This window comes from Pseudomonas sp. FBCC-B545 (assembly GCF_059134095.1).
This window is the reverse complement of sequence record NZ_CP101441.1, coordinates 5,624,397-5,651,101: the sequence shown is the minus strand read 5'-3', so window position 1 is coordinate 5,651,101 and position 26,705 is coordinate 5,624,397. Positions and strand designations below refer to the sequence as shown.

Genomic DNA, 26,705 nt, shown 5'->3' with positions numbered 1-26,705 from the left:
CCCACACTGACTGTGTTCACAGGTCCAAATGTGGGAGGGGGCTTGCCCCCGATGAGGCCCGATCGGCCACCCTCACTTTCAAGGACGAACAACCATGGGCAACCCCCTGGCCGGCATCGGCATGGACTCCAACCGCTCCCAGTTCATGGCGCGCCAGCGCATCGAAAGCCAGATCAACCTGCCGCGGCTGTTTGCAGCCATTGATGCCGATCCAGGTATCGTTGGCGCAGGCGTCGTATACATCGACGCCGACTTCAACGTCATTACCCTGCGCGAATTCAAGCCCATCTGCAGCATCAAGCCCAAGCGCGTCATTTTGCGCGAGGCGCAGAAGTACATCTCGCCGGCGCAGTTTGTTGAGCAGGTGAAGACCGACCCCCGTGAAGGGCGCCTCCAGAAGGAGGCCTTTGATATGGGGCTTTCCTGTGGGGCGGCGGTGATCGGCTGGATCGTGGTGTTCAGTGGCAGCGTCGCCGTACCCTTCACCGCCGGTGCCAGTGCTTTTGTGGTGGGTATTGGTGTCACGGCGGCGCTGGCCAGCAGTGCTCAGTGCGGGTTTGGCGTGGCCCGTACCTATAACGAAATCCTTGACCCGGATGCCAACGACCGCATGGACGACGCCCAGTGGTATGGCGCGGTGTCACCGATTCTCGATGCCGCATCGTTGGTCGGGATCGGAACGGGAGCCTTCACCACCTTAAGGCTGCTCAAAGCCAGAAAGGCCGCTGCCTTGGGCAAGAGTTGGTATGAGCTGCTCAAGGGCTTGAATCGCCAGGAGCGCAAGAAGTTGACCCAGGAATTGCTCAGCCTCAAAGACCCGAGCCTGACCCCCAAATTGCTCAAGTTGCAGCAGCGCGCCGGCACGTTGCCCAAGCGCTACAGCTCCACGGAAATTCGTCATGCCACGCTCACCCAGCTCAAGGACGCCTTGGGCGGCATGTTGGGTATCTGGGGCAGCTATCGAACCGGTCACGTCGGCTCGGCATCGACGCTTGCCATTGGCCTGTATGAGGAACTGACGGAATGAAGGGGTTTCCCGATAGGCGCAGTTTCCTTGCGCGTTATTTTCCGGTGTTCATGGGCACCATCTTCATGGCGATTTTCTCTGGTTCGGTGGCTGTCTCCACGGCGGGCGTGACCTATTTGCGCGGTGTTGAGCCGGCGCTCAAGGCCAACTACTCCGCAGCTGCAATTCTGGTGCTGGTAGCGGTGCTGGTGTTTGGCAATGTGATGATTGCACGCGGGTTCCCCTGGGCGACTCGGCTGGTGGCGGGCTACCTGGTGTGCTGCCTGCTGTTCGTGTTGCCGATGATTCAATACGGCCTCAATACCCTGGTGTACGGCTCGGCGGTGCTGTTTCCGCTGCTGGGTTTGTTGTTGCTCAACAGCAAGCGCCATCGTGAAATGCGCCAGCGGCTGCTCGAAATCCGCCATTTGCGCCAAGCGGCCATTGCGCAACGCAAAGCCCGTTGATTGGGTAGACTCACCAGCTGTCGCTGCGCCTTCGCCAGAAAATCAGTCCAGTCTCCACCGCTTCAAGGAAGAACACCCTATGAGCAACCCCCTGGCCGGCATCGGTATGGACTCCAACCGCTCCCAGTTCATGGCGCGCCAGCGCATCGAAAGCCAGATCAACCTGCCGCGGCTGTTTGCAGCCATTGATGCCGACCCCGCCATTGTCGGTGCAGGTGTGGTGTATATCGATGCCGATTTCAACGTTGTCACTCTGCGCGAATTTCAGCCTATCTGCAGCATCGCACCCAAGCGTGTGATCCTGCGTGAGGCGCAGAAGTACATCGCACCAACGCAATTCGCCCAGCAGGTGCAAGACAATCCGCGTGAGTCCCGGTTGGTGGGTGAAGCGGTCAATACCACGCTATCGTGTGCCGGCGCGGTCATCGGTTGGATTGTGGTGCTCAGTGGTTCCGTCGCGGTCCCGTTTTCGGCGGGGGCCAGTTCGGTGGTCGTGGCGCTCGGCTACACGGCTGCGGCAGCCAGTTCTGTGCAGTGTTTTGCCAGCGGCTATCGCACGGTCAATGAGATCCGCAATCCTGCGCGCAATGATCAGCTCGACAGTGAGGAATGGTACCAATACACCATGATTGCCCTGGATGCGGCGTCGTTGATTGGGGTGGGTTCATCGGCATTGGCAACGGTCAAGCTGGTGCGGCTGAATAGGGCCTCTACCGGGAAAAGTGTGAGAGAGGTGCTCAGGGGCCTGAATCGACAGGAGCGCGCCAAGTTGACCAAAGAGCTGCTGAGCATCAACGACCCACGCTTGACGTCCAAGATGATCAAGTTGAAGCAGTTGTCGGGCGAATTGCCTAAGCGGTTCACGCCCACCGAGGTCAAGCATGCAACGGTCACGCAGATCAAGGACGCGTTGGGCGCGGCCATCGGTTTTACCGGCAGTGCGGTGTCAGGGAACGCGCGCACAATTGCCATAGGGCTGTATGAGGAGGCCGAGCAATGAACGAGCTGCCTAGCATTCGCAGTTTTCTGTCGACGTATTTCCCAGTCTTTATGGGGGCGATATTTGCCTGCATTTTCACCCTCGTGTTTGCGGTTCCGGTGTTCTTCGACAGCTATATGCCAAGCCTGTCCATGGCAGATAACGCCAAGTACTCCTTCCTGGTGGGTATCGCACTCACGCTAGTCATTGTGCACTGCAATTTCATGATTGCACGCGGGCGTCCCCAATGGATGTGGCCGTTAGTGATGCTGCTGGGGGTATGCTTTCTGGGTGTATTGCCAACGCTCAATGATCAACCGAATGGGGTGGTATATGCCTTGAGCCTGTTGTTTCCATTGCTTGGGTTATTGCTGTTCAACAGCAAACGCCACCGTGAAATGCGCCAGAAACTGGTCGAAGTCCGCTGCCTGCGCCAAGTCATGATTGCCCGACACAGACACCGTTGACCGGGTGGGTTCACCGCTCACTCTCATGCCCGCGCCACAAATATGTGCGTCACTTGCACCACGGCACCCACGTTGGCGCTGTTTTGGTGCTGTACTGCACCGGGCCCCGCGATGAAGTGCAATGACCGCGGCCCTGGCATAAGTCTTGCGCACATTGTGTCTATGCCCTGGCTCGCAGGAGGCCGCCGTGTCGATTCATGTCGCGTTGCACCACGTTACGCACTACCGCTATGACCGCGCTGTCGAACTCGGCCCACAGATTGTGCGTTTGCGCCCGGCAGCTCATAGCCGCACGCGAATTTTGTCTTATGCACTCAAAGTCCTGCCCGAGCAGCATTTTATTAATTGGCAGCAAGACCCACAGGGCAATTACCTGGCGCGTCTGGTCTTCCCGGAAAAGACGGACGAACTGCGCATCGAAGTCGACCTGGTTGCCGAGATGGCGGTGTTTAACCCATTCGATTTTTTCCTTGAGCCGTATGCCGAAAAAATCCCGTTCAGCTATGCCGCCGATGAGCAACGCGAACTGGCGCCGTACCTGGAAACTTTGCCGCTGACGCCAAGATTCGCCGCGTACCTGGCCGGTATCGACCGTACGCCATTACCTGCGGTGGATTTCCTGGTTGGGCTGAACCAGCGCCTGGCCGCCGATATCGGCTACCTGATCCGCATGGAACCAGGCGTGCAAACCCCGGAATTCACCCTGGAAAATACCTCCGGTTCTTGCCGCGACTCGGCCTGGCTGCTGGTGCAATTGCTGCGCAACCTGGGGCTGGCGGCGCGGTTTGTCTCGGGTTACCTGATCCAGCTCACTGCCGATGTCAAAGCCCTCGATGGTCCGTCCGGCACCGAGGTGGACTTCACCGACCTGCATGCCTGGTGCGAAGTGTATTTGCCCGGCGCTGGCTGGATCGGCCTTGACGCGACTTCCGGACTGTTCGCCGGTGAAGGGCATATCCCGTTGGCCTGTAGCCCCGATCCATCATCTGCCGCGCCGATCAGCGGGTTGGTGGAGCCATGCGAGTGCGAATTTGCCCACGAGATGTCGGTGGAGCGCATCTGGGAAGCACCACGGGTGACCCAGCCCTACACCGAAGAGCAATGGCTGGCGATCCACGCCCTGGGCCGACAGATCGACGCTGACCTGCTCAAGCACGACGTGCGCCTGACTATGGGCGGCGAGCCGACCTTCGTCTCTATCGACGACCCTGACGGCGCCGAATGGAACACCGCCGCCCTGGGGCCAGACAAGCGTCGCCTGTCCGCCGAGCTGTTCCAACGCCTGCGCCGGCACTATGCGCCCAAGGGCCTGGTGCATTTCGGCCAGGGCAAGTGGTACCCCGGCGAGCAACTGCCGCGTTGGTCGCTTAACTGTTACTGGCGCCGAGATGGAGTGCCGATCTGGCACAACAGTGCGTTGATCGCCGATGAACAAGAGGATTATGGTGCTGACGGCGCGATGGCCGGGCACTTCCTGGCCAGCATCGCCGAGCGCTTGAAACTGCCGGCGCGCTTTGTGTTCCCGGCCTTTGAAGACAACGTCTACTACCTGTGGCGCGAGGGCGCGTTGCCGCATAACGTCAGTGCCCAGGACCCGCGCTTGAGCGACGAACTGGAGCGCGAACGCCTGCGCAAAGTCTTCGCTCAGGGCCTGGGTAACGTCATCGGCCACGTGCTTCCCCTGACGCGCACCGCGGCCAATGACCGCTGGCAGAGTGGTCGCTGGTACCTGCGCGATAATCACTGCCGCCTGGTGCCGGGCGATTCGCCGCTGGGCTATCGCCTGCCTTTGGCGTCCCAACCGTGGGTGACGGCGGCGGAGTATCCGTTCGTGCACCCGACCGACCCGAATCAGGATCAACCTGACCTGCCGACCACCGAACAACTGCATAGCCACGGCGAGCCGGCCCCGAGCGATGAGCGTGTGCCGAAGGTCGATGAGTCCGCTGACTGGCTGACCCGCACCGCGCTGTGCGCCGAGGCGCGGGAAGGGCGCCTGTACCTGTTTATGCCGCCGCTGGAACGCGTCGAGGATTACCTGGAACTGGTGGCCGCCATCGAGGCCACCGCCGAAGAGTTGCATTGCCCGGTGCTGCTGGAAGGTTACGAGCCGCCCGCGGATACGCGCCTGAGCAACTTCCGGGTCACGCCGGACCCTGGTGTGATCGAGGTTAACGTACAGCCGTCCGCCACCTGGGACGAGTTGGTGGAGCGCACCGAATTCCTCTATGAAGAGGCCCGGCAAACCCGGCTGACCACCGAGAAATTCATGATCGACGGGCGCCACACCGGTACCGGTGGCGGCAACCATTTTGTGCTGGGCGGCGCGACGCCCAAGGACTCACCCTTCCTGCGGCGCCCTGACCTGCTGCGCAGCCTGATCAGCTACTGGCATAACCACCCGTCGCTATCCTACTTGTTCTCCGGTCTGTTTATCGGCCCGACCTCCCAGGCACCAAGGGTGGACGAGGCACGCAACGATGCGCTGTATGAACTGGAAATCGCCTTCGCGCAGATGCCAGCGCCGGGCGAGGACTGTCCGCCATGGCTGGTGGATCGCCTGTTGCGCAACCTGCTGATCGACGTGACGGGTAACACCCATCGCGCCGAATTCTGTATCGACAAACTCTACTCCCCCGACGGCGCCACCGGCCGCCTGGGCTTGCTCGAATTACGCGCCTTTGAAATGCCGCCCCATGCACGCATGAGCCTGACCCAGCAGTTGCTATTGCGCGCGCTGGTCGCACGGTTCTGGCGCGAGCCTTACGCGCCGCCGAAACTGGCGCGCTGGGGCACCGAGTTGCATGACCGTTTCCTGTTGCCGCACTTTATCGAGCAGGACTTTGCCGACGTGATCGTCGAACTGAATGCGGCCGGCTACCCGCTGCGTGCCGAATGGTTCGCGGCGCACCTGGAGTTCCGCTTCCCCAAGGTGGGCGACTACGCCGTCAGCGGTATCGAACTGGAACTGCGCCAGGCCTTGGAGCCTTGGCATGTGCTGGGCGAAGAGGGCGCGGTGGGCGGTACGGTACGCTACGTGGATTCGTCCCTGGAGCGCCTGCAAGTGAAGTTGACTGGCCTGCCAGCGCAACGCTACCTGCTGACCTGCAATGGCATCCCGGTGCCGCTGCAACCGACCGGCCGCGTCGGCGAGTTTGTCGCCGGCGTGCGCTACCGCGCCTGGCAACCGGCCAACTGCCTGCAACCGACCATTGCGGTGCATGCGCCCTTGGTATTCGACCTGCTCGACACCTGGATGCAGCGCTCGCTGGGCGGCTGCCAATACCACGTGGCGCATCCGGGTGGACGCAATTACGACAGTTTGCCGGTGAATGCCAACGAGGCAGAGAGCCGGCGGATGGCGCGGTTTTTCCGCTTGGGGCATAGCCCGGGCAAGCGACCGGTGCCGGTTGTAGAGGTGAACGATGAAATGCCAATGACCCTGGATTTACGCCGTTTTCCAACAAATAAGGAATGAATGCGAGCCAACTGTGGAAGGGGGCTTGCTCCCGATAGCAGAGTGTCAGTCAGCACATTTGTCACTGATGCACCGCCATCGGGAGCAAGCCCCCTCCCACATTGGATCGTAGTGAATTTGAGTTAACCTGACTTCCCTTGCCCCTGCCGAGCGTTCCATGTCCGATTTGCTCGACCGTTACCCGCTCACCGCGGGCACCTACCACGAACTGCTGGACGAGAGCGGCGCGGTGCGTGCCCATTGGCAGCGCTTGCTCGATCACCTGCAACGCAGCACGCCCGCGCAACTGGCCCAGCGCCAGGCGCTGCTGACCCGGCAAATCCAGGAAAACGGTGTGACTTACAACGTCTACGCCGACCCCAAGGGCGCTGATCGCCCCTGGGAGCTGGATCTGCTGCCCCATGTGCTGGCCGCCGATGAGTGGCGGCAGCTGTCGGCCGGCATCGTCCAGCGTGCGCGCTTGCTCAATGCAGTGCTGGCCGACCTGTATGGCCCGCAGCTCCTGATCAAGGAAGGCTTGCTGCCCGCCGAACTGGTGTTCGGGCATAACAACTTCCTGTGGCCATGCCAGGGCATTCAGCCGCCCGACGGTGCTTTCCTGCACTTGTACGCCGTGGACCTGGCGCGCACTCCGGATGGCCGCTGGTGGGTCACCGCCGACCGTACCCAAGCACCGTCGGGCGCCGGCTACGCCCTGGAAAACCGCACCATCGTGTCCCGCGCGTTCCCGGACTTGTACCGTGATTTGCAGGTGCAGCACCTCACCGGTTTCTTTCGCACGCTCCAGGAAACCCTGGCTCGCCAGGCGCCGGGCGACGACCAGCCACCGCTGATCGTGCTGCTCACGCCAGGCCGTTTCAACGAGAGCTATTTCGAACACCTGTACCTGGCGCGCCAACTCGGCTACCCGTTGGTAGAAGGCGGCGACCTCACCGTGCGCGACAGCACTGTGTTCCTGAAAACCCTCAGCGGCCTGCGTCGGGTCCACGCGATCATGCGCCGCCTCGACGATGATTTCTGCGACCCGCTGGAGCTGCGTACCGACTCGGCCCTCGGCGTGCCTGGCCTGCTCGACGCCGTGCGCCAAGGTAACGTGCTGGTGGCCAATGCCCTGGGCAGCGGCGTGTTGGAGTCCCCAGGCTTGCTGGGTTTCCTGCCAAAGATCAACGAATTCCTGTTCGGTGAAGCGCTGATCCTGCCGTCCATTGCCACCTGGTGGTGCGGTGAAGCGCCGGTGCTGGCCGAAGCCCTGGAAAAACTCCCGGAGCTGCTGATCAGGCCGGCATTTGCTTCGCAGAGTTTCGCCCCGGTGTTTGGTCGCGACTTGAACGATGAGCAACGCCAGGCTCTGGCCGAGCGTATGTGTGCTCGGCCTTACGCCTACGTTGCCCAAGAGCTGGCGCAGCTGTCCCAGGCGCCGGTGTGGCATACCGAGGAAGATCATCTGCAACACCGCGCCATCGGTATGCGCGTGTACGCGGTGGCCAGTGATGAGGGGTATCGCGTGCTGCCCGGTGCCCTGACCCGTGTGGCTGCCGAGGCCGATGCTGAGGTGGTATCGATGCAGCGCGGCGGTGCCAGCAAGGACACCTGGGTGTTGGGTGAACGTGCCAGCGTCGGCGAACAGTGGCGTGCCCAGCGTGCGATTGGCGCCCACGACCTGGTACGTCGCGACCCTTATTTGCCGTCGCGGGTGGTGGAAAACCTGTTCTGGTTTGGCCGCTATTGCGAACGCTGTGACGACAGTGCGCGCTGGCTGCGTGTCGTGCTGGCGCGTTATGTGGATGGCGATGATCCGTTGGCATTGCAGGCAGCGATCGAACTGGGAGAAAGCCTGCGCCTGTTGCCAGAGGAGGGCGAGCTGCCCGAGCGCCTGCTCGCCGCCTTGCTCGGTGATGATTGGCCTTCGAGCCTGCGCGCCAACTTGCAGCGGCTGCAGTGGGCGGCGTCCCAGGTACGCGGCAAGCTGTCCCGGGAAAACTGGCAGGCGCTGGTGGAGCTGCAACGCGAAGCCATGGAGCTGGAAAGCCAGACCCCTGATTTTGGCGAGCTGCTGGATTTCCTCAACCGCCTGGTGATGTCCCTGGCGGCGCTGTCCGGGTTTGCCCTGGACGATATGACCCGCGATGAAGGCTGGCGTTTCTTGATGATGGGCCGGCGTATCGAGCGCCTGCAGTTTCTCAGCAGCAGCCTGGCAGCGTTCCTGCGTGGTGTAGCGGTGTTCGATCAGGCCGGGCTGGAGTGGTTGCTGGAGCTGGGCAACAGCAGCATCACCTATCGCTCGCGCTACCTGGCGGTGCCGCAGTTGATCCCGGTGCTCGACCTGTTGTTGCTCGATGAGCAGAACCCCCATGCGGTGCTGTTCCAGTTGAAACTGGTGAGCCGCACCCTGCGTCGCCTCAATGATGATTTCGGTGTGCCTCGGGAAACCGGCCTGGCGCCGTTGGTGGAGCGCCTGGCGCGCTTCGAGCTGGGCTGCCTGGAGAACCCGTTGTTCGGCAAGGCCAGCGTGCGTGCTGCGCTGGACGGCCTGGCCGACCTGTTGCAAACGGTCGCCGATGAAAGTGGGCAAGTGTCCGATCGCCTGGCGCTGCGCCATTTTGCCCATGTGGACGATGTCAGCCAGCAGACGGTGTCGGTGTGATGAGCGCGCGTTATCAGATTTTCCACGATACCCATTACCACTACGACAGCCCGGTGTCCCTGGCGCAGCAGTTGGCGCATTTATGGCCACGGCAGTGTGCCTGGCAACGATGTACCTGGCAGCAGCTGGAGATCAGCCCGCAGCCGTCTTCGCGTCGCGATGAGCTGGATGTGTTCGGCAACCCGATCACCCGCCTGGCGTTCGAGCGGCCCCATGATGAATTGCTGGTGAACGCGGCGCTGACCGTGGAAGTGCTGGCGCGGCCTGCGCTGGATTTCCAGCAGTCGCCGGCTTGGGACCAGACTCGCGACAGCTTGACCTACAGCAGCCAGCCCATGGCAGCGCAACTGATCGAAGCCTGTCGATACCGCTTCGAATCGCCCTACGTGCATTTGAAGAAAACCTTCGTCGAGTTCTCCGAAAGCTGCTTCCCGCCCGCCGAACCCTTGCTTTTAGGCACGCAGGCGTTGATGCAGAAGATTTTCAGCGAGTTCACCTTCGATGCCCAAGCCACTCAGGTCGCCACGCCGCTGGTGGAGGTGCTGGAGCGGCGGCGCGGGGTGTGCCAGGACTTCGCCCACTTGATGCTCGCCTGCCTGCGCTCGCGTGGGCTGGCGGCGCGCTATATCAGCGGTTACCTGCTGACCCAGCCGCCGCCCGGGCAGCCACGGTTGATCGGCGCCGACGCGTCCCATGCCTGGGTCTCGGTGTTTTGCCCGGAGTCGGGCTGGGTGGATTTTGATCCGACGAATAATGTGCAGCCGGCACTGGAGCACATCACCCTGGCCTGGGGCCGGGATTTCTCTGATGTGTCGCCGCTGCGTGGGGTGATTCTGGGGGGAGGTAGCCATGACCCGGAGGTGCGGGTAACGGTGATGCCACTGGAATAGCGGTGGGTTGTGGTGAGCAGGGAGGGCCTGCTCACCACAACAAAATTTATTCCGCCGGGTCTTTCGGGGTTTCGGTCTCGTCAGTCGCCACTTCACCTTCCGCATCCGGGTTCAGTGCGCCTGCTTCTTCGTCTGCAGCGGCTTTCTTGCGTTGCAGTTTTTCCTCTTTCTTCTGTTCCTTGGCCAAGTCTCTCTGACGTTTGGCGAAGGAGTAATTAGGTTTGGCCATGGGCGATCCTCTAGGGTCGAAGGTGAGGGTGGGCGGCGCGCAGCTGCCTTGGGTCGTCATGGTAGCAGCTTCAAGGTGCCTTTCGCCTTCACTTACCGCAGGCGTAGGCGGCCAGCAGGCCGTTGAACAGGTGATTGAGGTGCATGGCGCGAACTCCAGTGGGCAATGGGACGATCATAGGCAGCCTGCGGCACTTTGGCTGGTTGATTGTGTTGATCAAGCTGATAGCCTAAAGTTGTATACAATCTGTTGATGCAGATCATAAGAACCTAAGCCTGCTTGAGGCACCCTTGTCGCAATACGCGTTTTCTAACCCTGCCTTGGAGATTCACATGTTTGCCAAACTCGTTGCTGTTTCCCTGCTGACCCTGGCGAGCGGCCAGTTGCTTGCTGCAGAGTGCAAGGTCACCGTCGACTCTACCGACCAGATGTCCTTTAACACCAAAGAAATCACCATCGACAAGAGCTGCAAGCAGTTCACCGTTGAGCTGACTCACTCGGGTAACCTGCCGAAGAACGTGATGGGGCATAACTGGGTGCTGACCACTGAAGCCAACATGCAGCCTGTGGCGACTGACGGTATGGCTGCGGGCATCGATAAGGATTATCTGAAAGCCGGTGATGACCGCATCATCGCCCACACCAAGATCATTGGCGCTGGCGAGAAAGACTCGGTGACCTTCGACGTCTCCAAGCTCAAGGCCGATGAGAAGTACAGCTTCTTCTGCTCGTTCCCTGGCCACATTTCGATGATGAAAGGTGCCGTGGTCCTGAAGTAACACCGCGTCATCGTTCATCGGGGGCAAGCCCCCTCCCACATTTGAATGTATTCACAAATAAAAGTGTGGGAGGGGGCTTGCCCCCGATGGCATTCTGGCAATCACTGCAAAATCAGCTGGCTCACCTCAAGGCGCAAACGGCATCACCCGCTTGTGTTCAGTCTTGCGATAGGTCTCGCAGATAATCCTGAACGCCTCTTCACGCACGGGCTCACCGTGCAGGAACGCATCGATTTCGGCATAGGTCACCCCGTGTGACGCTTCGTCCGGCTTACCTGGCGACAGGTCCTCCAGGTCGGCGGTCGGGACTTTCTCCACCAACGATTCCGGCGCGCCAAAGTGCCGGGCAATCGCACGCACCTGGTTCTTCACCAGCCCGCTCAATGGCGCCAGATCGCAGGCGCCATCGCCGAACTTGGTGAAAAAGCCCATTACCGCTTCCGCCGCGTGGTCGGTGCCGATCACCAGCCCACCCGCCGCGCCGGCGATGGTGTACTGCGCCACCATGCGCATGCGCGCCTTGGTGTTGCCCAGCACGAAGTCGCGGGACACCGCTGCCTTGCCTTCAAACGCTGCCACTTCATTGGCCAGGGCCTTCACCGCCGGGCCGATGTTGACGGTGTGGCGTTCGTCCGGCTCGATGAATTCCACCGAGGCCTGGGCGTCGTGTTCATCGAACTGGGTTTCGTAGGGCAGGCGCACGGCGATAAAACGATAAGACTCGTCGCCGCTGCTGGCACGCAGCTCCTGCACCGCCCGTTGGGCCAGCAGGCCGGCGGTCAGGGAGTCGACGCCGCCGCTGATGCCCAGTACCAGGGTTTTGAGCCCGGAATTGCGCAGGCAGTCCTGGATAAAGACTACGCGTCGGGCGACCTCGGCTTCAAGGCTGGCCTGGTCGTTGAACGGCGCTTGGACCTTGAGCTGCTGCGCAATCTCACGCTGTACGGCTTGCATGATTCACTCCTTGCTGGAAAGGGCAGGTACTTTGAAAACGTGACGCAAATAGGCGACAAAATTCGGGTCGGTGCAATGGGTCTTGCCCGCTTCATCGGAGATCTTGGCGACGGGCTGGCCATTGCATGCGGTCATTTTTAGCACGATGCTCATCGGCTCCACCCCTGGAATATCGCAGGTCAGGTTGGTGCCGATGCCAAAGCTCACATTAATGCGGCCACGCAGCGCACGGAAAATCTCCAGGGCCTTGGGCAGCGTCAGGCTGTCGGAGAACACCAGAGTTTTGCTCATCGGTTCGATGCCAAGCTTGTGGTAGTGGGCGATGGCTTTTTCCGCCCACTGGATGGGGTCGCCGGAGTCATGGCGCAACCCGTCGAACAGCTTGGCAAAGTACAAATCAAAGTCGCCGAGGAAGGCGTCTGTGGTAATGCAGTCGGTCAGGGCAATACCCAGCAGGCCACGGTATTCACGCACCCAGCAATCGAGGGCGGCGATCTGGCTGTCGATCAGGCGCGGGCCGAGTTGCTGGTGGGCCATGATCCATTCGTGAGCCATGGTCCCCAAGGGCTTCATATCGAACTCGCGGGCCAGATGCACGTTGCTGGTGCCGACAAAACGCCCAGGGAAATCGTGCTTGAGCACACTGACCACTTCCTCCTGCACGCGGTAGGAGAAGCGTCGGCGCGTACCGAAGTCGGCCACTTGCAGTTCCGAGAGCTCGTCGCTGCTGGCATTCGCCGTCAGCCAATCGAATTTGCGGTACAGCTGCTCGCGGGCCTGTTCGAGGATCACCGTCTGGTAGCGGTAGCGGTTACGCACTTCGCTGACGATGGCCAGCATCGGCACTTCAAACAGGATCACATGCAGCCACGGCCCGCGCAGGCGGATAAACAACTCGCCGTTTTCGATACCGGTCTGCACGTAGCGCAGGTTGAAGCGGAACAGCCCGAGAAACCGCAGGAAGTCCGGCTTCATGAAGCTGATACGTTCAAGGAAACCCAACTGGTCGGGGCTCAGGCTCAGCTCGGCGAGGCGCTCGATCTGGTAGCGGATCTCCGCCAGGTACGGGCGCAGGTCTTCGCTGTTGCGGCAACGAAACTCCCATTCAACTTCCACATTCGGGTAGTTGTGCAGCACCGCCTGCATCATGGTCAGCTTGTAGAAGTCGGTGTCGAGCAAGTTCTGCACGATGCGATCGGCAAACACACTCTCGCTCATAACGGGAATCTCCAGACGGGTCGGCGATGAGGCGCCGGCCTTTACGCATAATTAAGTAAGGGGGCTAGTGGCGCATAGACCTGTGGGGTTTTGCCAGTGATTTTTTTGGAATGACCACTGGCCCCATCGCAGGCAAGCCAGCTCCCACACTTGAAATGCATTCCAAATGTGGGAGCTGGCTTGCCTGCGATGGCGGTGGTGCAGCCAAAAAATATCTAAACCTGTTCCATCATCCACTTCACAAAATCTCGCACTTTGGGCACTTCCGCCGAATGCTCGGGGTAGGCGAGGTAATAGGCATCCTGGCTCGGCATTGCATGCTGCCAGGGAATCACCAGCTTGCCCTCGGCCAGTTCCTCTTCCACCAGAAAGCGCGGCAGCAACGCCACGCCACAACCCACCTGCGCGGCGCGGATGCACATATAGAAGGTGTCGAAACGCGGCCCGTGGTAGCTGTGCTCGGTATGCAAGCCCTGGCTGGCAAACCAGTCATGCCAGCCCTGGGGCCGCGAGGCGTTTTGCAGCAGCACCAGCTCGCTCAGTCGCGTGGGGTCGGTGAAGGGCAGGGCGGGCAGGCTGTCGGGCGCACAGACAGGTACCAGCTCTTCGCTGAACAGCTTCAAGCTCTCGGTACCGGGGCGTGCGCCCTGGCCGAAATAGAACGCCATATCGGCCTTGCCTTGCAGTAACTCGTCAGGTTCCTGCTCGTTGCACAGGTCCAGGTGAATCTGCGGGTGGCGCAGGCGCCAACCCTTGAGGCGCGGCACCAGCCAGCGCGCGCCGAAGGTGTAGGGCGTGGATACCCGCAGCACTTCGGTCTCGCCGCCGTAGGAGCGCAGGTAATGGGTGGACATCTCCACCTGGGTGAGGATCTTGCGCACTTCCACCAAGTACAGATCACCCGCCGGGGTCATCTGCAAGCGACGGCGTACCCGGCGAAACAGCAGGTGTTGCAGCAGCTCTTCCAACTGTGCCACCTGCTTGCTCACCGCGCTTTGCGTAAGATTCAGCTCTTCGGCTGCACGGGTAAAGCTCAGGTGGCGGGTGGCGGCTTCGAAACACTGCAGGGCGGTGATCGAGGGCAAATGTCTTTTGTTCAGCACGGCATGCCTCTTTTTATTCTTTGCATGAATAAACGGAATGATATCTCGCCTAATCGTCGTTTGTTGGCAAGTCTTGGGCCAGCTACAAATAAGCTCTGGATCGCCGTGTCGGTGGCGGCGCGAATTTTCTGTTTGAGATTGAAGGAGTGACCCATGGTTGCCGCATTGCTTGATCGTCTCGGGGTAAACCCGGCGCTGTACCAATCGGGCAAGCAGCCCGTGCATTCGCCGATCGATGGTAGCCAGATCGGCAGTGTGCACTGGGAAGGCGCCGCCGAGGTGGAGCAACAGGTCAGTCGCGCCGAGCATGCATTCGAGGCCTGGCGCAAGGTGCCGGCGCCGCGACGCGGCGAGCTGGTACGCCAGTTTGGCGACGTGCTGCGCCAATACAAGGCCGACCTCGGCGAACTGGTGTCATGGGAAGCCGGCAAGATTACCCAGGAAGGCTTGGGCGAAGTGCAGGAGATGATCGACATCTGCGACTTCGCCGTCGGCCTGTCGCGCCAGCTGTATGGCTTGACCATCGCCTCCGAGCGCCCCGGCCACCATATGCGTGAAACCTGGCACCCGCTGGGCGTGGTCGGCGTGATCAGCGCCTTCAACTTTCCGGTGGCCGTGTGGGCGTGGAATACCACCCTGGCCCTGGTGTGCGGTAATGCGGTGATCTGGAAACCCTCGGAAAAGACCCCGCTCACCGCACTGGCCTGCCAGGCACTGTTCGAGCGCGTACTGAAAAAATTCGACGGTGCCCCCGAGTACCTCAGCCAGGTGATCATTGGCGGTCGCGACGCCGGCGCCGCGCTGGTGGATGACCCGCGCGTCGCCCTGATCAGTGCCACCGGCAGCACGCGCATGGGCCGCGAAGTGGCGCCGAAAGTCGCCGCCCGCTTCGCCCGCAGCATCCTCGAGTTGGGCGGCAACAACGCCATGATCCTCGGCCCGAGCGCCGACCTGGACATGGCCGTGCGCGCGATTCTGTTCAGCGCCGTCGGCACTGCCGGCCAGCGCTGCACCACCCTGCGCCGCCTGATTGCCCACGAGTCGGTCAAGGACGAAATTGTCACTCGCCTCAAAGCCGCCTACGCCAAGGTGCGCATCGGCCACCCGCTGGAAGGCAACCTGATCGGCCCGCTGATCGACAAGCAGGGCTTCGACAACATGCAGGATGCCCTTGAGCAAGCCTTGAGCGAAGGCGGCAAGGTGTTCGGCGGCAAGCGCCAGCTGCAAGACCAATTCCCCAATGCCTATTACGTGTCACCGGCCATCGTGGAGATGCCCGAGCAGAGCGACGTGGTGTGTACCGAGACGTTCGCGCCGATTCTCTACGTGGTCGGTTACACCGATTTCGCCGAAGCCTTGCGCTTGAACAACGCCGTGCCCCAGGGCTTGTCGTCATGCATCTTCACCACCGATGTGCGCGAAGCCGAACAATTCATGTCGGCCGTGGGCAGCGACTGCGGCATTGCCAACGTCAACATCGGCCCGAGCGGCGCGGAGATTGGTGGCGCGTTTGGCGGCGAGAAAGAGACCGGCGGTGGGCGTGAATCGGGGTCGGATGCATGGCGCGGGTATATGCGCCGGCAGACCAATACCGTGAACTATTCGCTGGAGTTGCCGTTGGCGCAGGGCATCACGTTCGACTAAGTCCTCAAGTCCAAGTGAGGTCAAAATGTGGGAGGGGGCTTGCCCCCGATGGCAGTGTGTCAGTCAAAAGATGTCCAACTGAACTACCACCATCGGGAGCAAGCCCCCTCCCACAGTTGATCTCATTTACACATCAAGATTGTTGTCTGTTAGGTCTCATCGGAGTCTGGCAATGGCACTACGCGAAACATGTTTATGGGAACACCTCACCCCTGGCCGGCCGGATCGTGCCGCGCTCAAGGGCGCGGTCAAGGTGGATGTATGCGTGATCGGCGCCGGCATCACCGGTTTGTCGGCGGCCATACATTTGCTGGAACAGGGCAAAAGCGTTGCCGTGCTTGAAGCACATCGCACCGGCCATGGTGGCTCGGGGCGCAACGTCGGGCTGGTGAATGCCGGCATGTGGATTCCACCGGACGAGATCGAAGCCGGTTTCGGTACGGCGGTGGGCAGCCAGCTCAATCGCATGTTGGGCGCGGCGCCGTCCCTGGTGTTCGGCCTGGTCGACAAGTACCGCATCGATTGCCAATTGCGCCGCGAGGGCACTTTGCACATGGCCCACAATGCCCGTGGCGAGGCGGATTTGCGCAGCCGTGAAGAGCAGTGGAAACGCCGTGGTGCGCCGGTTGAGTTACTGACCGGGCAAGCATGCGAGCAAGCCACGGGGACCAAGAAAATCGCTGCCGCGTTGCTGGATCGGCGCGCCGGCACCTTGAACCCCATGGCTTACACGACGGGCTTGGCGAATGCCGCCGTGGGGCTGGGCGGGCAGCTGTTCGACCATTCCCCGGTCACCCAGCTGGAGCGCCAAGGTGCCGATTGGTCAGTGCAGACCGCCGAGGGCGCGGTGCAGGCCGCACAGGTGGTGATCGCCTCCAACGCCTATACCGAAGGCGAATGGACCGAGTTGCGGCGCAATTTCTTCCCCGGCTATTACTACCAAGTGGCGTCGGCACCGCTGACCGACGATGCCGCCCAGCAAATCCTTCCCGGCGGCCAGGGCTCATGGGACACGCGCCAGGTATTGAGTAGCATCCGTCGTGATGCCGATGGCCGCCTGTTGCTTGGCAGCCTGGGCAACGGCAACCAGAAACCAGCCTGGTTCCTCAAGGCGTGGGCTGATCGGGTGCAGCAGCACTACTTCCCCTACCTCAAATCGGTGCAGTGGGAATGCACCTGGACCGGTTGCATCGCCTTCACGCCAGACCATCTGATGCGCCTGTTCGAGCCGGCGCCAGGGCTGGTGGCGGTCACCGGCTATAACGGCCGTGGCGTGACCACCGGCAGTGTGGTGGGCAAGGCGTTTGCCGACTATCTGTGTCACCAGGATCCCCAGGCCCTGCCGATCCCGTTTGCGCCCATGCAATCCTTGACCGGGGCAAGCCTGCGCAGCTGCTTGTATGAAGCTGGATTCTCGCTGTATCACGCCGGGCAATGCCTGAGGATCGTGATCTGATCAGCGAAATACCTGTCAGAAGCCTGCATTTTCTTAGCAGGCTACCCATCTGTATTGGTGCAAGTCGTAGCAATCACGCACTGTAAATGTGCAGTTCCGTTACGCGCATTGTTACAGGTGTAGGAACTGTCGTTTATCCCTCTGGTTGCAGGTGCGACCTATCGAGGTTGTACTTTTTTGGCTGTCTGGTTGCACCTGTCGGTGCTAGACGGTTGCACGTCCTGGCAAAACGCGTCGAAACGCCTGTAATAACAATGACACCGTGTCTTTTTGAAGAATAAAAACGTAATGGCACGCGGCTTGCTCTGAGCTTTCGGTGAAAAGTTTGAATGCAAGTTGTCGTGCCAAAAATCAAAAATATCGGAGCACCACTCATGTCCCAGACGTTTTACAAGAAAGGTTTTCTGGCCCTCGCCGTTGCAGCGGCGCTGGGTGTTTCTACGTTTGTTCAAGCCGATGTGAAGATTGGTGTGGCGGGCCCGATGACGGGTGCCAACGCCGCTTTCGGTGAGCAGTACATGAAGGGTGCCCAGGCGGCAGCCGACGTTATCAACAAGGCCGGCGGCATCAACGGCGAGCAGATCAAGCTGATTGCCGGCGATGACGCCTGCGAACCCAAGCAAGCCGTGGCCGTGGCAAACCGCCTCGCGGACCAGGACAAAGTCATCGGCGTGGTCGGGCACTTCTGCTCCTCGAACACTATTCCGGCATCCGAGGTCTACGACGAAGCCGGCATCATTGCCATCACCCCAGGTTCCACCAACCCCCAAGTCACCGAGCGCGGCCTGAGCGCCATGTTCCGCATGTGCGGGCGTGACGACCAGCAAGGCATCGTCGCCGGCGACTACATCGTCGACGTGCTCAAGGGCAAGAAGGTCGCGGTGATCAACGACAAGGACACCTATGGCAAGGGCCTGGCCGACGCTACCGCTGCGCAGTTGACCAAGCGTGGCGTCAAGCCGGTGCTGGAAGAGGGCCTGACCCGTGGCGAGAAAGACTTCAGCGCCCTGGTTACCAAGATCCGTTCCCTGGGCGCCGATGTCGTGTATTTCGGCGGCTTGCATCCGGAAGCCGGCCCGTTGGTGCGCCAGATCCGTGAAGCCGGTTTGAAAGACGTCAAGTTCATGTCCGATGACGGCGTGGTGACCGACGAACTGGTGGCGACTGCCGGTGGCGCGCAGTACGTCGATGGCGTGTACATGACCTTCGGCGCCGACCCGCGCCTGCTGCCGGACAGCAAGGCGGTGGTAGAGGAGTTCCGCAAAAACGGCACCGAGCCGGAAGGCTACACCCTGTACGCCTACGCCTCGATCCAGGCCCTGGCTGCCGGCTTTAACGGTGCCAAGTCCAACAAGGGTGAAGACGCTGCCAAGTGGCTCAAGGCCAACCCGGTTAAAACCGTGATGGGCGAGAAAGCCTGGGATACCAAGGGCGACCTGAAAGTCTCTGACTACGTGGTTTACCAGTGGGACAAGGACGGCAAATACCATCAGTTGGAAAAGCAGAAGTAAGCCTGAGCACCACAGTACCAATGTGGGAGGGGGCTTGCTCCCGATAGCGCAGTGTCAGCCAATACATGCATGACTGACCCACCGCAATCGGGAGCAAGCCCCCTCCCACAGGAGAGTGGCGTTGTTATTGAGATCTGTTTTTTCCTCCAGAAGCGCCGCACACCCACTGGTGTGCAGGTGCTCACCGCGTGAGATTGCGTTATGGATGGTATTTTCCTGCAGCAACTGGTCAACGGCCTGACCCTCGGGTCGGTCTATGGCCTGATCGCCATCGGCTACACAATGGTCTATGGCATCATTGGCATGATCAACTTCGCCCACGGCGAGGTTTATATGATTTCCGCTTACCTCGCGGCGATCAGTCTGGCACTGCTGGCTTACTTCGGCATCGAATCCTTCCCGCTGCTCATTCTCGGCACCTTGATCTTCACCGTGGTCGTCACCGGCGTTTATGGTTGGGTCATTGAGCGTGTCGCCTATAAACCGTTGCGTAACTCCACCCGACTGGCTCCGCTGATCAGCGCCATCGGTATCTCACTGATCCTGCAGAACTACGCCCAGATCGCCCAGGGCGCCAAGCAACAAGGCATCCCGACCCTGCTGGCCGGCGCCTGGCGCGTCGATATCGGCACTGGCTTCGTGCAACTGACCTACACCAAAGTGTTCATCCTCGTGGCGGCGTTCGCCGGCATGGCTTTGCTCACCTACATCATCAAATACACCAAGCTCGGCCGCATGTGCCGTGCCACCCAGCAAGACCGCAAGATGGCCTCGATCCTGGGCATCAACACCGACCGCGTGATCTCCTACGTGTTTGTCATCGGTGCTGCCATGGCTGCCCTGGCCGGTGTGCTCATCACGCTCAACTACGGCACCTTCGACTTCTACGCCGGCTTCATCATCGGCATCAAGGCATTTACCGCAGCGGTACTCGGCGGCATCGGCTCCCTGCCTGGGGCGATGCTCGGCGGGATCATCCTCGGTATCTCCGAGTCGTTGTTCTCGGGGTTGATCAACTCTGACTACAAAGACGTGTTCAGTTTCTCCCTGCTGGTGGTGATTCTGATTTTCCGTCCCCAGGGCCTGCTTGGTCGCCCACTTGTGGCGAAGGTGTAAACATGTCTGCTGCCAAATCTATCGATATCAAGAAAAGTGTGGTCGATACGGTCCTCGCCGGGCTGATTTCGCTGATCGTGTTCGGCCCGATCGTCGGCGTAGTGCTCGACGGCTATAGCTTCAACCTGGAGCCGCTGCGTGTTGCCACGTTGGTCGCCATCGTCATGGCTGGGCGTTTTGCCTTGAGCCTGTTCCTGCAAACCCCCAAGGGCGTGAAGATCCTGCAGGGCTTCGAAAGCAGCGGCTCGGGCGTGCATGTGCTGGCGCCGGATTACAAGTCGCGGCTGCGCTGGATCATCCCGGCGCTGATCGTGATCGCTATCGTGTTTCCGATCTTCGCCAACAAATACCTGCTGACCGTGGTGATTCTCGGGCTGATCTACGTGTTGCTTGGCCTGGGCCTGAACATCGTGGTGGGCCTGGCCGGCTTGCTCGACCTGGGTTACGTGGCGTTCTACGCCATCGGTGCCTATGGCCTGGCGCTGGGTTATCAATACCTCGGCCTGGGATTCTGGACGGTGCTGCCACTGGCGGCCATTGCGGCGGCATTGGCGGGGTGCATACTCGGCTTCCCGGTGCTACGAATGCACGGTGACTACCTGGCCATCGTGACCCTGGGGTTTGGCGAAATCATTCGCCTGGTGCTCAATAACTGGCTGTCGTTTACCGGTGGGCCCAATGGTATGCCGGTGCCATCGCCGACTTTTCTCGGGCTTGAATTCGGGCGCAGGGCAAAGGAGGGCGGGGTCCCGTTCCATGAGTTCTTCGGCATCGACTACAACCCCAACATTAAATTCCTGTTTATCTACATCGTGCTGTTCCTGGTGGTGCTGGCGGTGCTGTACATCAAGCATCGCTTGACCCGCATGCCGGTGGGCCGCGCCTGGGAAGCCTTGCGCGAAGATGAAATTGCCTGCCGTTCCATGGGCTTGAACCACGTGCTGGTCAAGCTCTCGGCGTTCACCATCGGCGCATCCACCGCCGGGTTGGCCGGGGTGTTTTTTGCCAGCTACCAGGGCTTCGTCAACCCGTCGTCGTTTACCTTCTTCGAGTCGGCATTGATCCTCGCCATTGTGGTGCTAGGCGGCATGGGCTCGACGGTCGGCGTGGTGATTGCGGCGTTCGTGCTGACCGTGGCGCCTGAACTGCTGCGCAGCTTCTCCGAGTACCGCGTCCTGCTGTTTGGCGTGCTGATGGTGGTGATGATGATCTGGCGACCGCGTGGCTTGATTCGAATCAGCCGTACCGGTGTCACCCCACGTAAAGGAGTCGCGCCATGAGCAAGGAAGTCGTGCTCTCTGTGGAACACCTGATGATGCACTTCGGTGGCATCAAGGCCTTGAGCGATGTGAGCCTCAAGGTCGAACGCAACTCGATCTTCGCCCTGATCGGCCCCAACGGCGCCGGCAAGACCACGGTGTTCAACTGCCTCACCGGCTTCTACAAGGCCAGCGGCGGCAAGATCGAACTCAACGTGCGTGGCCAGCAGACCAACGTGATCCAGCTGCTCGGCGAGCGCTTCAAGGCGGTGGACTTCGTATCGCCGAAAAGCTTTTTCAGCCGCGTGTACTACAAGATGTTCGGCGGCACCCACTTGGTAAACCGCGCCGGCCTGGCGCGGACCTTCCAGAACATTCGCCTGTTCAAGGAAATGTCAGTACTGGAAAACCTGCTGGTGGCCCAGCACATGTGGGTCAACCGCAACATGCTCGCCGGCATCCTCAACACCAAGGGCTACCGCAAGGCCGAAAGCGATGCCCTCGACCATGCCTTCTACTGGCTGGAAGTGGTCGACCTGGTGGACTGTGCCAACCGCCTGGCCGGCGAGCTCTCCTACGGCCAGCAGCGCCGCCTGGAAATCGCTCGCGCCATGTGCACGCGGCCGCAGATCATCTGCCTGGACGAGCCCGCTGCGGGCCTCAATCCCCAGGAAACCGAAGCCCTCAGCGCGATGATTCGCCTGTTGCGCGACGAACACGACCTCACGGTGGTGCTGATCGAACACGACATGGGCATGGTGATGAGTATTTCCGACCACATCGTGGTACTGGACCACGGCAACGTGATCGCCGAAGGCGGCCCGGAGGCGATCCGCAACGACCCGAAAGTGATTGCCGCCTACCTGGGCGCGGACGAAGAGGAGCTGGTATGAGTGCGCCTATCCTCGAAATGAAGGACCTGGACGTGTATTACGGCCCTATCCAGGCCCTGAAAAAAGTCTCGCTGTACATCAACGAAGGCGAAACCGTCAGCCTGATCGGCTCCAACGGCGCGGGTAAATCCACGCTGCTGATGTCGATCTTCGGCCAGCCTCGGGCCGAGTCGGGGCAGATTCTGTATAACGGCGTCGACATTACCCACAAGTCGTCCCACTACATCGCTTCCAACGGCATTGCGCAGTCGCCGGAAGGGCGGCGGGTGTTCCCCGACATGACCGTCGAGGAAAACCTGCTGATGGGCACCATCCCCATTGGCGACAAGTTTGCCGGCGAGGACATGCAACGCATGTTCGAGCTGTTCCCACGGCTCAAGGAGCGGCGCAACCAGCGGGCCATGACCATGTCTGGTGGCGAGCAGCAAATGCTCGCCATCGCCCGTGCATTGATGAGTAGGCCCAAGCTGTTGCTGCTGGATGAGCCGAGCCTGGGATTGGCGCCGATTGTGGTGAAGCAGATCTTCTCAACCCTGCGTGAACTGGCCTCCACCGGGATGACCATCTTCCTGGTGGAGCAGAACGCCAACCATGCGCTGCGGTTATCGGATCGGGCGTATGTGATGGTCAATGGCGAGATTCGCCTGACGGGCACCGGCAAAGAACTGCTGGTGAATGAGGAAGTTCGCAACGCTTACTTAGGCGGTCACTAACTGGTACTCAGTACCCTGTGGGAGGGGGCTTGCTCCCGATAGCGGTGTGTCAGTTTAAGAAGTGCTGACTGACAAATCGCTATCGGGAGCAAGCCCCCTCCCACATTTGATTGTGGGGTCCATCAGGCCTTTCCCCAAATTGTGGAAAACAAATCCAGCCACCCTCCAAAGCGCGACATATAGCCGCCGCAAATCCCTGTTTTGTCACAGTTTTGACTTGTCCCCATCCACTGTGGAACCGGCTGTGGGTAACGTGGGAGTAGCTAGCTGAAAGCCTTTAACTACGTGGCTTACAGCCTTGTGGTTGTTTTTTGATCAGTCGCTTTTTTGCGGCCGCCCGAGGGTTTTGTCAACCTGTTTAAAGACACAGGTATATGACAGGAATATGTCGGTCCAGGCTGTGGATAAGTCTGTGACTAAACTCTGGAAAGACCCCCGAAGGGGCCGGAATGACTGGCCTGGAGCCATCGTTATGGTTTTCCGCATATGTCAGCGGCTACATACGCTTGCATCCAGGTCAAGCAAAAAACTTTCCAGACCCGCCTGAAAGCCTTGTACACAGCGGCTTCGAGCAGTTTGTACTTGCCCCCAAAGACTGTGGGCGCAGTTGTGGATAACCTGCGCGCATATGGCTGCAAGCCACGGTTTATAAGGCTCTGCTCGAGGCGGTCAAAAAATGATCAGTCGTGCACGAAGGTGTGTGCATAGCGGTTGCCGCAAGGGCGGCGTAAGGGCATTCTGCTGGCTGCTTTTTTCCCCGATGCCCGCAAGGAGAACACCATGTCCGACACGCTATTTATCACTGGCGCCACTTCAGGTTTCGGCGAAGCCTGTGCCCGTCGTTTTGCCGAAGCCGGCTGGAAACTGGTGCTCACCGGTCGCCGTGCCGAGCGCTTGAATGCACTGGTTGAAGAGCTTTCCAAGCAGACCGAAGTGCATGGCCTGGTGGTGGATGTGCGTGACCGCAAGGGCATGGAAGACGCCATTGCCAACCTGCCGCCGTCGTTCGCCAAGCTGCGTGGGCTGATCAACAACGCCGGCCTGGCCGTTGGCACTGACCCTGCGCCCAAATGCAACCTCGACGATTGGGAAACCATGGTCGACACTAATATCAAAGGCCTGCTGACCACCACCAATCTGTTGCTGCCGCGCCTGATCGCCCATGGTCGTGGCGCCGGGATCATCAATTTGGGTTCCATCGCAGGTAACTATCCGTACCCGGGCAGCCATGTGTATGGTGGCTCCAAGGCGTTCGTGAAGCAATTCTCGTTGAATCTGCGTTGCGACCTGCAAGGCACCGGCGTGCGCGTGACCAATATCGAGCCGGGCCTGTGTGAGAGCGAGTTCTCGCTGGTGCGATTTGGCGGCGACCAGGCACGTTATGACGCCACCTACGCAGGTGCCGAGCCGATTCAGCCGCAGGATATTGCCGATACGATTTTCTGGGTGATGAACACGCCGGCGCACGTGAATATCAACCGCTTGGAGCTGATGCCGGTGAGCCAGACCTGGGCTGGGTTTGCGATTGAGCGTGGGGCCAAATAGGGCTTTAGACCGCGTCGCCTGCATCGGGGGCAAGCCCCCTCCCACATAAGTGTGGGAGGGGGCTTGCCCCCGATGGCGTCAAATCGGCCAAAACAGGACATAAGGTACACTCCGCGCCTGAAAACCCTCCGCGCTGTGCGGTTTAAAGGTTTTGACAGGAGGAAATGTGAGTAACCGAGGTGAGCAGGCACTGCTCAAACAATCGACGATCCTGATGTTCGCTGTGGCGATCGCCGGGATTGTCACGGGTGTGATATCCGGCGCCCAATCCATTCTGTTCGACGGCTTTTTCTCGCTGATCGCCACTGCCATCAAGGTGTTGATGCTGATCACGGCCAAGCTGATCGCCAAGAAAAGCAACGAGCGCTTCCAGTTCGGCTATTGGCACCTGGAGCCGATGGTGCTGTTGATCGAAGGCAGTTTCCTGCTGTTGATCGCCATCTACGCGTTCCTCAATGGTGTGTTCGGCATTATCAATGGTGGGCGCGAGATCGAGTTGGGGTTGGTGATCATTTATGCGGCGGTGTTTACCGTCGTGGAGTTCGCCTACTTCTTCTATGTGCGCTACCGCAACCGCAGGCTCAAATCATCGCTGATCCAGTTCGACAACATCAGTTGGCTGGTGGACGCGATGCTCTCGGTGGGCTTGCTGATCAGCTTCCTTGCCGCGCTGTTGCTCAAGTCCCAGGGCTATGGCGAGTGGGCGGTGTATGTCGACCCGTTGATCCTGATCCTGCTGGCCCTGAGCATGCTGGCGCCGGCGTTCAAGATCCTGCGCCCGGCGTTGCGCGAGGTATTGGGAATCGCCCCGGACCACCTGGACGACAAAGTGCGCGAAGTAATGGACGGGGCGCAGGCCAAGCACGGTTTCGACGATTACGTGTCCTACGTGCAGAAGCACGGTCGGGCGCGGTTTATCGAGATTCATGTGGTGTTGCCGGCGGATTACCCATTGGATAACGTCGCCACCCTCGACGGGCTGCGTGAAGAGATATCCACAGGGCTGGGCACGCCGGATGCGGCGCGTTGGCTGACGATCAGTTTTACGGGCGACCGCAAGTGGATTGCGTGAGGTCAGTCAGACCGAGTTGAGGCCATCGGGAGCAAGCCCCCTCCCACATTAGACCGGGTTCCCACATGAAAACGCGGACAAAGGTGGGAGGGGGCTTGCCCCCGATGAGGCCCTGAAGGTCACCCAAACTGCTTGATCAAACCCTGGTAGCAAGTCGCCAAATGATAAGGGGTGGTAGAAGGCATATCCCGTCGGCTCACGGTGCCCTGGGCATCCAGGCATTCATGCCAGCCCTTGGCATGCAGAAAATGCTCTTGCAGCGCCAGCAATTGGCGCTGCAGCACCGCCTCACTGCCTGGTCGCAACGTCAGCGCACGCAAGTACTCGGCCTGGGCCCAGATACGTTGGGTGCCGTCGCGCACCGTGCCATCCAGCGCAAGCATGCCACTGACCGCACCGCTCGATTTATCCACACCCATTTCTTCGGCATAGGCAAACGCCCGTGTCAGTGACGCATGCAGCGGCGTGTCGCGCAGCACCTCTGACGATTCCAGCAAAAAGAACCATTCGAACTGGTGCCCTGGCTCAAACCAGTTATCCACAGCCCCCAGCGGTTTTTCCATCATCACGCCATGCTCGCGGTCGATGAAGCGTTGCTGCATGGCCGTCGCCAACGCCAGCAGGGCCGCCTGTACGTCGGCATCCTCACGCACTGCGAGAGTCGCAAGGAAGCCTTCGGCCAGGTGCATCAACGGGTTCTGCAATGGCCCTGAACCCAGCGAGGCCCAGTTACGCTCCAGCACTGCCTCATACAGGCCATCGCCCGTGGCAAAGCGCTGGGCGACGACTTCCAGGGCGGCATTGAGCACCGATTCCACCAGCGGTTCACGCACCTTGGCCCAGTAATGGGCACAGGCAAAGATGATGAAGGCGTGGGTGTAGAGGTCTTTGCGTTTATCCAGCGGTTGGCCGGCGGGGTCGATGCTGTAGAACCAGCCGCCGTGCTCGGCATCGTGGAAGTGCCGCTGCAGGGAGCGGAACAGCGCCGCCGCACGCTCTTCGGCAAAGGCCGCGCCGGGCTCACCGATCAGGCTGGCGAACAGGTACAACTGCCGGGCGCAGGCCATGGCGCGGTAGCGTTGCGGGGGCAGCGGCTGGTGATCGGCATCCAGCGCCTCGAAGGGCAGTGCCAGGTCGGCATTCCAGCCCGGGCCTTGCCACAGGGGTACGATCAGGTTGTGGAAGTGCGTGAGCACGGTGTTCAAGGAAGGGGGGGAATCGCTGAGCATTGGCTGGCGTCGTCACGGCAGGGGTGTAGGCGCGCATGGTAGCAGGCTTGGCA

Annotated in this window: 22 protein-coding genes; 17 read left to right on the top strand and 5 right to left on the bottom strand. The window is 60.6% G+C overall.

Features of this window, described 5'->3' with window-relative positions; translation table 11 throughout:
- The first annotated feature begins 94 nt into the window (after positions 1-94).
- The 7 genes from ssp4 (NMB39_RS26070) to NMB39_RS26040 all read left to right on the top strand — a co-directional run bounded on the left by ssp4 (NMB39_RS26070) (position 95) and on the right by NMB39_RS26040 (position 9,931).
- Positions 95-1,027 carry an Ssp4 family T6SS effector gene (gene ssp4, locus NMB39_RS26070; RefSeq protein ID WP_057023421.1) on the top strand — a complete coding sequence of 311 codons (933 nt, stop codon included), beginning with the start codon at positions 95-97 and terminating at the stop codon, positions 1,025-1,027.
- On the top strand, positions 1,024-1,473 hold the full coding sequence (locus tag NMB39_RS26065; protein WP_057023420.1) for a hypothetical protein: 450 nt from the start codon (positions 1,024-1,026) through the stop codon (positions 1,471-1,473). Before ssp4 (NMB39_RS26070) ends, NMB39_RS26065 begins: the two co-directional genes overlap by 4 nt.
- Positions 1,474-1,552: 79 nt before the next feature.
- Positions 1,553-2,473: an Ssp4 family T6SS effector gene (ssp4, locus tag NMB39_RS26060; RefSeq protein ID WP_057023419.1), complete on the top strand. Its 921-nt coding sequence runs from the start codon at positions 1,553-1,555 to the stop codon at positions 2,471-2,473.
- On the top strand, positions 2,470-2,919 hold the full coding sequence (locus NMB39_RS26055) for a hypothetical protein (RefSeq protein WP_057023418.1): 450 nt from the start codon (positions 2,470-2,472) through the stop codon (positions 2,917-2,919). The genes ssp4 (NMB39_RS26060) and NMB39_RS26055 overlap by 4 nt, the downstream gene beginning before the upstream one ends.
- Positions 2,920-3,106: 187 nt before the next feature.
- Positions 3,107-6,397, top strand: coding sequence for a transglutaminase family protein (locus tag NMB39_RS26050; protein ID WP_057023417.1), 3,291 nt, complete (start codon positions 3,107-3,109; stop codon positions 6,395-6,397).
- Between the two features lie 157 nt (positions 6,398-6,554).
- A complete protein-coding gene (locus tag NMB39_RS26045; RefSeq protein WP_494339877.1) occupies positions 6,555-9,041 on the top strand; it encodes a circularly permuted type 2 ATP-grasp protein in 2,487 nt (828 codons plus the stop codon).
- Positions 9,041-9,931 carry a transglutaminase family protein gene (locus NMB39_RS26040; protein WP_494339878.1) on the top strand — a complete coding sequence of 297 codons (891 nt, stop codon included), beginning with the start codon at positions 9,041-9,043 and terminating at the stop codon, positions 9,929-9,931. The genes NMB39_RS26045 and NMB39_RS26040 overlap by 1 nt, the downstream gene beginning before the upstream one ends.
- Positions 9,932-9,977: 46 nt before the next feature.
- On the opposite strand, the gene NMB39_RS26035 is transcribed toward NMB39_RS26040, so the two are convergent.
- Complete coding sequence (locus NMB39_RS26035; RefSeq protein WP_034117461.1) at positions 9,978-10,160, bottom strand: hypothetical protein; 183 nt, start codon at positions 10,158-10,160, stop codon at positions 9,978-9,980.
- A 332-nt stretch (positions 10,161-10,492) separates the two neighbouring features.
- Between NMB39_RS26035 and azu the strand changes: the two genes are divergently transcribed.
- On the top strand, positions 10,493-10,939 hold the full coding sequence (azu, locus tag NMB39_RS26030) for an azurin (RefSeq protein ID WP_043047849.1): 447 nt from the start codon (positions 10,493-10,495) through the stop codon (positions 10,937-10,939).
- A 126-nt stretch (positions 10,940-11,065) separates the two neighbouring features.
- Here azu and nadE read toward each other — a convergent pair whose 3' ends face one another.
- The 3 genes from nadE to NMB39_RS26015 all read right to left on the bottom strand — a co-directional run bounded on the left by nadE (position 11,066) and on the right by NMB39_RS26015 (position 14,214).
- On the bottom strand, positions 11,066-11,893 hold the full coding sequence (nadE, locus tag NMB39_RS26025) for an NAD(+) synthase (protein WP_057023413.1): 828 nt from the start codon (positions 11,891-11,893) through the stop codon (positions 11,066-11,068).
- 3 nt (positions 11,894-11,896) lie between these two features.
- Positions 11,897-13,111: a nicotinate phosphoribosyltransferase gene (gene pncB, locus NMB39_RS26020; RefSeq protein WP_003188094.1), complete on the bottom strand. Its 1,215-nt coding sequence runs from the start codon at positions 13,109-13,111 to the stop codon at positions 11,897-11,899.
- Between the two features lie 215 nt (positions 13,112-13,326).
- On the bottom strand, positions 13,327-14,214 hold the full coding sequence (locus NMB39_RS26015; RefSeq protein WP_057023412.1) for a LysR family transcriptional regulator: 888 nt from the start codon (positions 14,212-14,214) through the stop codon (positions 13,327-13,329).
- A gap of 153 nt (positions 14,215-14,367) precedes the next feature.
- Between NMB39_RS26015 and amaB the strand changes: the two genes are divergently transcribed.
- From amaB to NMB39_RS25970, 9 genes are all read left to right on the top strand, one after another.
- Positions 14,368-15,858 carry an L-piperidine-6-carboxylate dehydrogenase gene (gene amaB, locus NMB39_RS26010; protein WP_057023411.1) on the top strand — a complete coding sequence of 497 codons (1,491 nt, stop codon included), beginning with the start codon at positions 14,368-14,370 and terminating at the stop codon, positions 15,856-15,858.
- Positions 15,859-16,030: 172 nt separating this feature from the next.
- Positions 16,031-17,314 carry an L-pipecolate oxidase gene (gene amaA, locus NMB39_RS26005; protein WP_494339879.1) on the top strand — a complete coding sequence of 428 codons (1,284 nt, stop codon included), beginning with the start codon at positions 16,031-16,033 and terminating at the stop codon, positions 17,312-17,314.
- Between the two features lie 374 nt (positions 17,315-17,688).
- Positions 17,689-18,825: a branched-chain amino acid ABC transporter substrate-binding protein gene (locus tag NMB39_RS26000; RefSeq protein ID WP_057023531.1), complete on the top strand. Its 1,137-nt coding sequence runs from the start codon at positions 17,689-17,691 to the stop codon at positions 18,823-18,825.
- Positions 18,826-19,026: 201 nt separating this feature from the next.
- Positions 19,027-19,941 (top strand): ABC transporter permease subunit, encoded by a 915-nt coding sequence (locus tag NMB39_RS25995; RefSeq protein ID WP_003188099.1) that lies wholly within the window; start codon positions 19,027-19,029, stop codon positions 19,939-19,941.
- 2 nt (positions 19,942-19,943) lie between these two features.
- A complete protein-coding gene (livM, locus tag NMB39_RS25990) occupies positions 19,944-21,221 on the top strand; it encodes a high-affinity branched-chain amino acid ABC transporter permease LivM (protein WP_057023409.1) in 1,278 nt (425 codons plus the stop codon).
- On the top strand, positions 21,218-22,093 hold the full coding sequence (locus NMB39_RS25985; RefSeq protein WP_124376052.1) for an ABC transporter ATP-binding protein: 876 nt from the start codon (positions 21,218-21,220) through the stop codon (positions 22,091-22,093). The genes livM and NMB39_RS25985 overlap by 4 nt, the downstream gene beginning before the upstream one ends.
- Complete coding sequence (locus NMB39_RS25980; protein ID WP_046070667.1) at positions 22,090-22,806, top strand: ABC transporter ATP-binding protein; 717 nt, start codon at positions 22,090-22,092, stop codon at positions 22,804-22,806. The genes NMB39_RS25985 and NMB39_RS25980 overlap by 4 nt, the downstream gene beginning before the upstream one ends.
- Positions 22,807-23,586: 780 nt before the next feature.
- Positions 23,587-24,351: an SDR family oxidoreductase gene (locus NMB39_RS25975; RefSeq protein WP_198719895.1), complete on the top strand. Its 765-nt coding sequence runs from the start codon at positions 23,587-23,589 to the stop codon at positions 24,349-24,351.
- Positions 24,352-24,517: 166 nt separating this feature from the next.
- Complete coding sequence (locus tag NMB39_RS25970) at positions 24,518-25,423, top strand: cation diffusion facilitator family transporter (protein ID WP_057023407.1); 906 nt, start codon at positions 24,518-24,520, stop codon at positions 25,421-25,423.
- Between the two features lie 119 nt (positions 25,424-25,542).
- Here NMB39_RS25970 and NMB39_RS25965 read toward each other — a convergent pair whose 3' ends face one another.
- The gene (locus tag NMB39_RS25965; RefSeq protein WP_494339880.1) at positions 25,543-26,652 is read right to left on the bottom strand and encodes an AGE family epimerase/isomerase; all 1,110 of its coding nucleotides are present in this window, start codon (positions 26,650-26,652) and stop codon (positions 25,543-25,545) included.
- Positions 26,653-26,705: the final 53 nt, after the last annotated feature.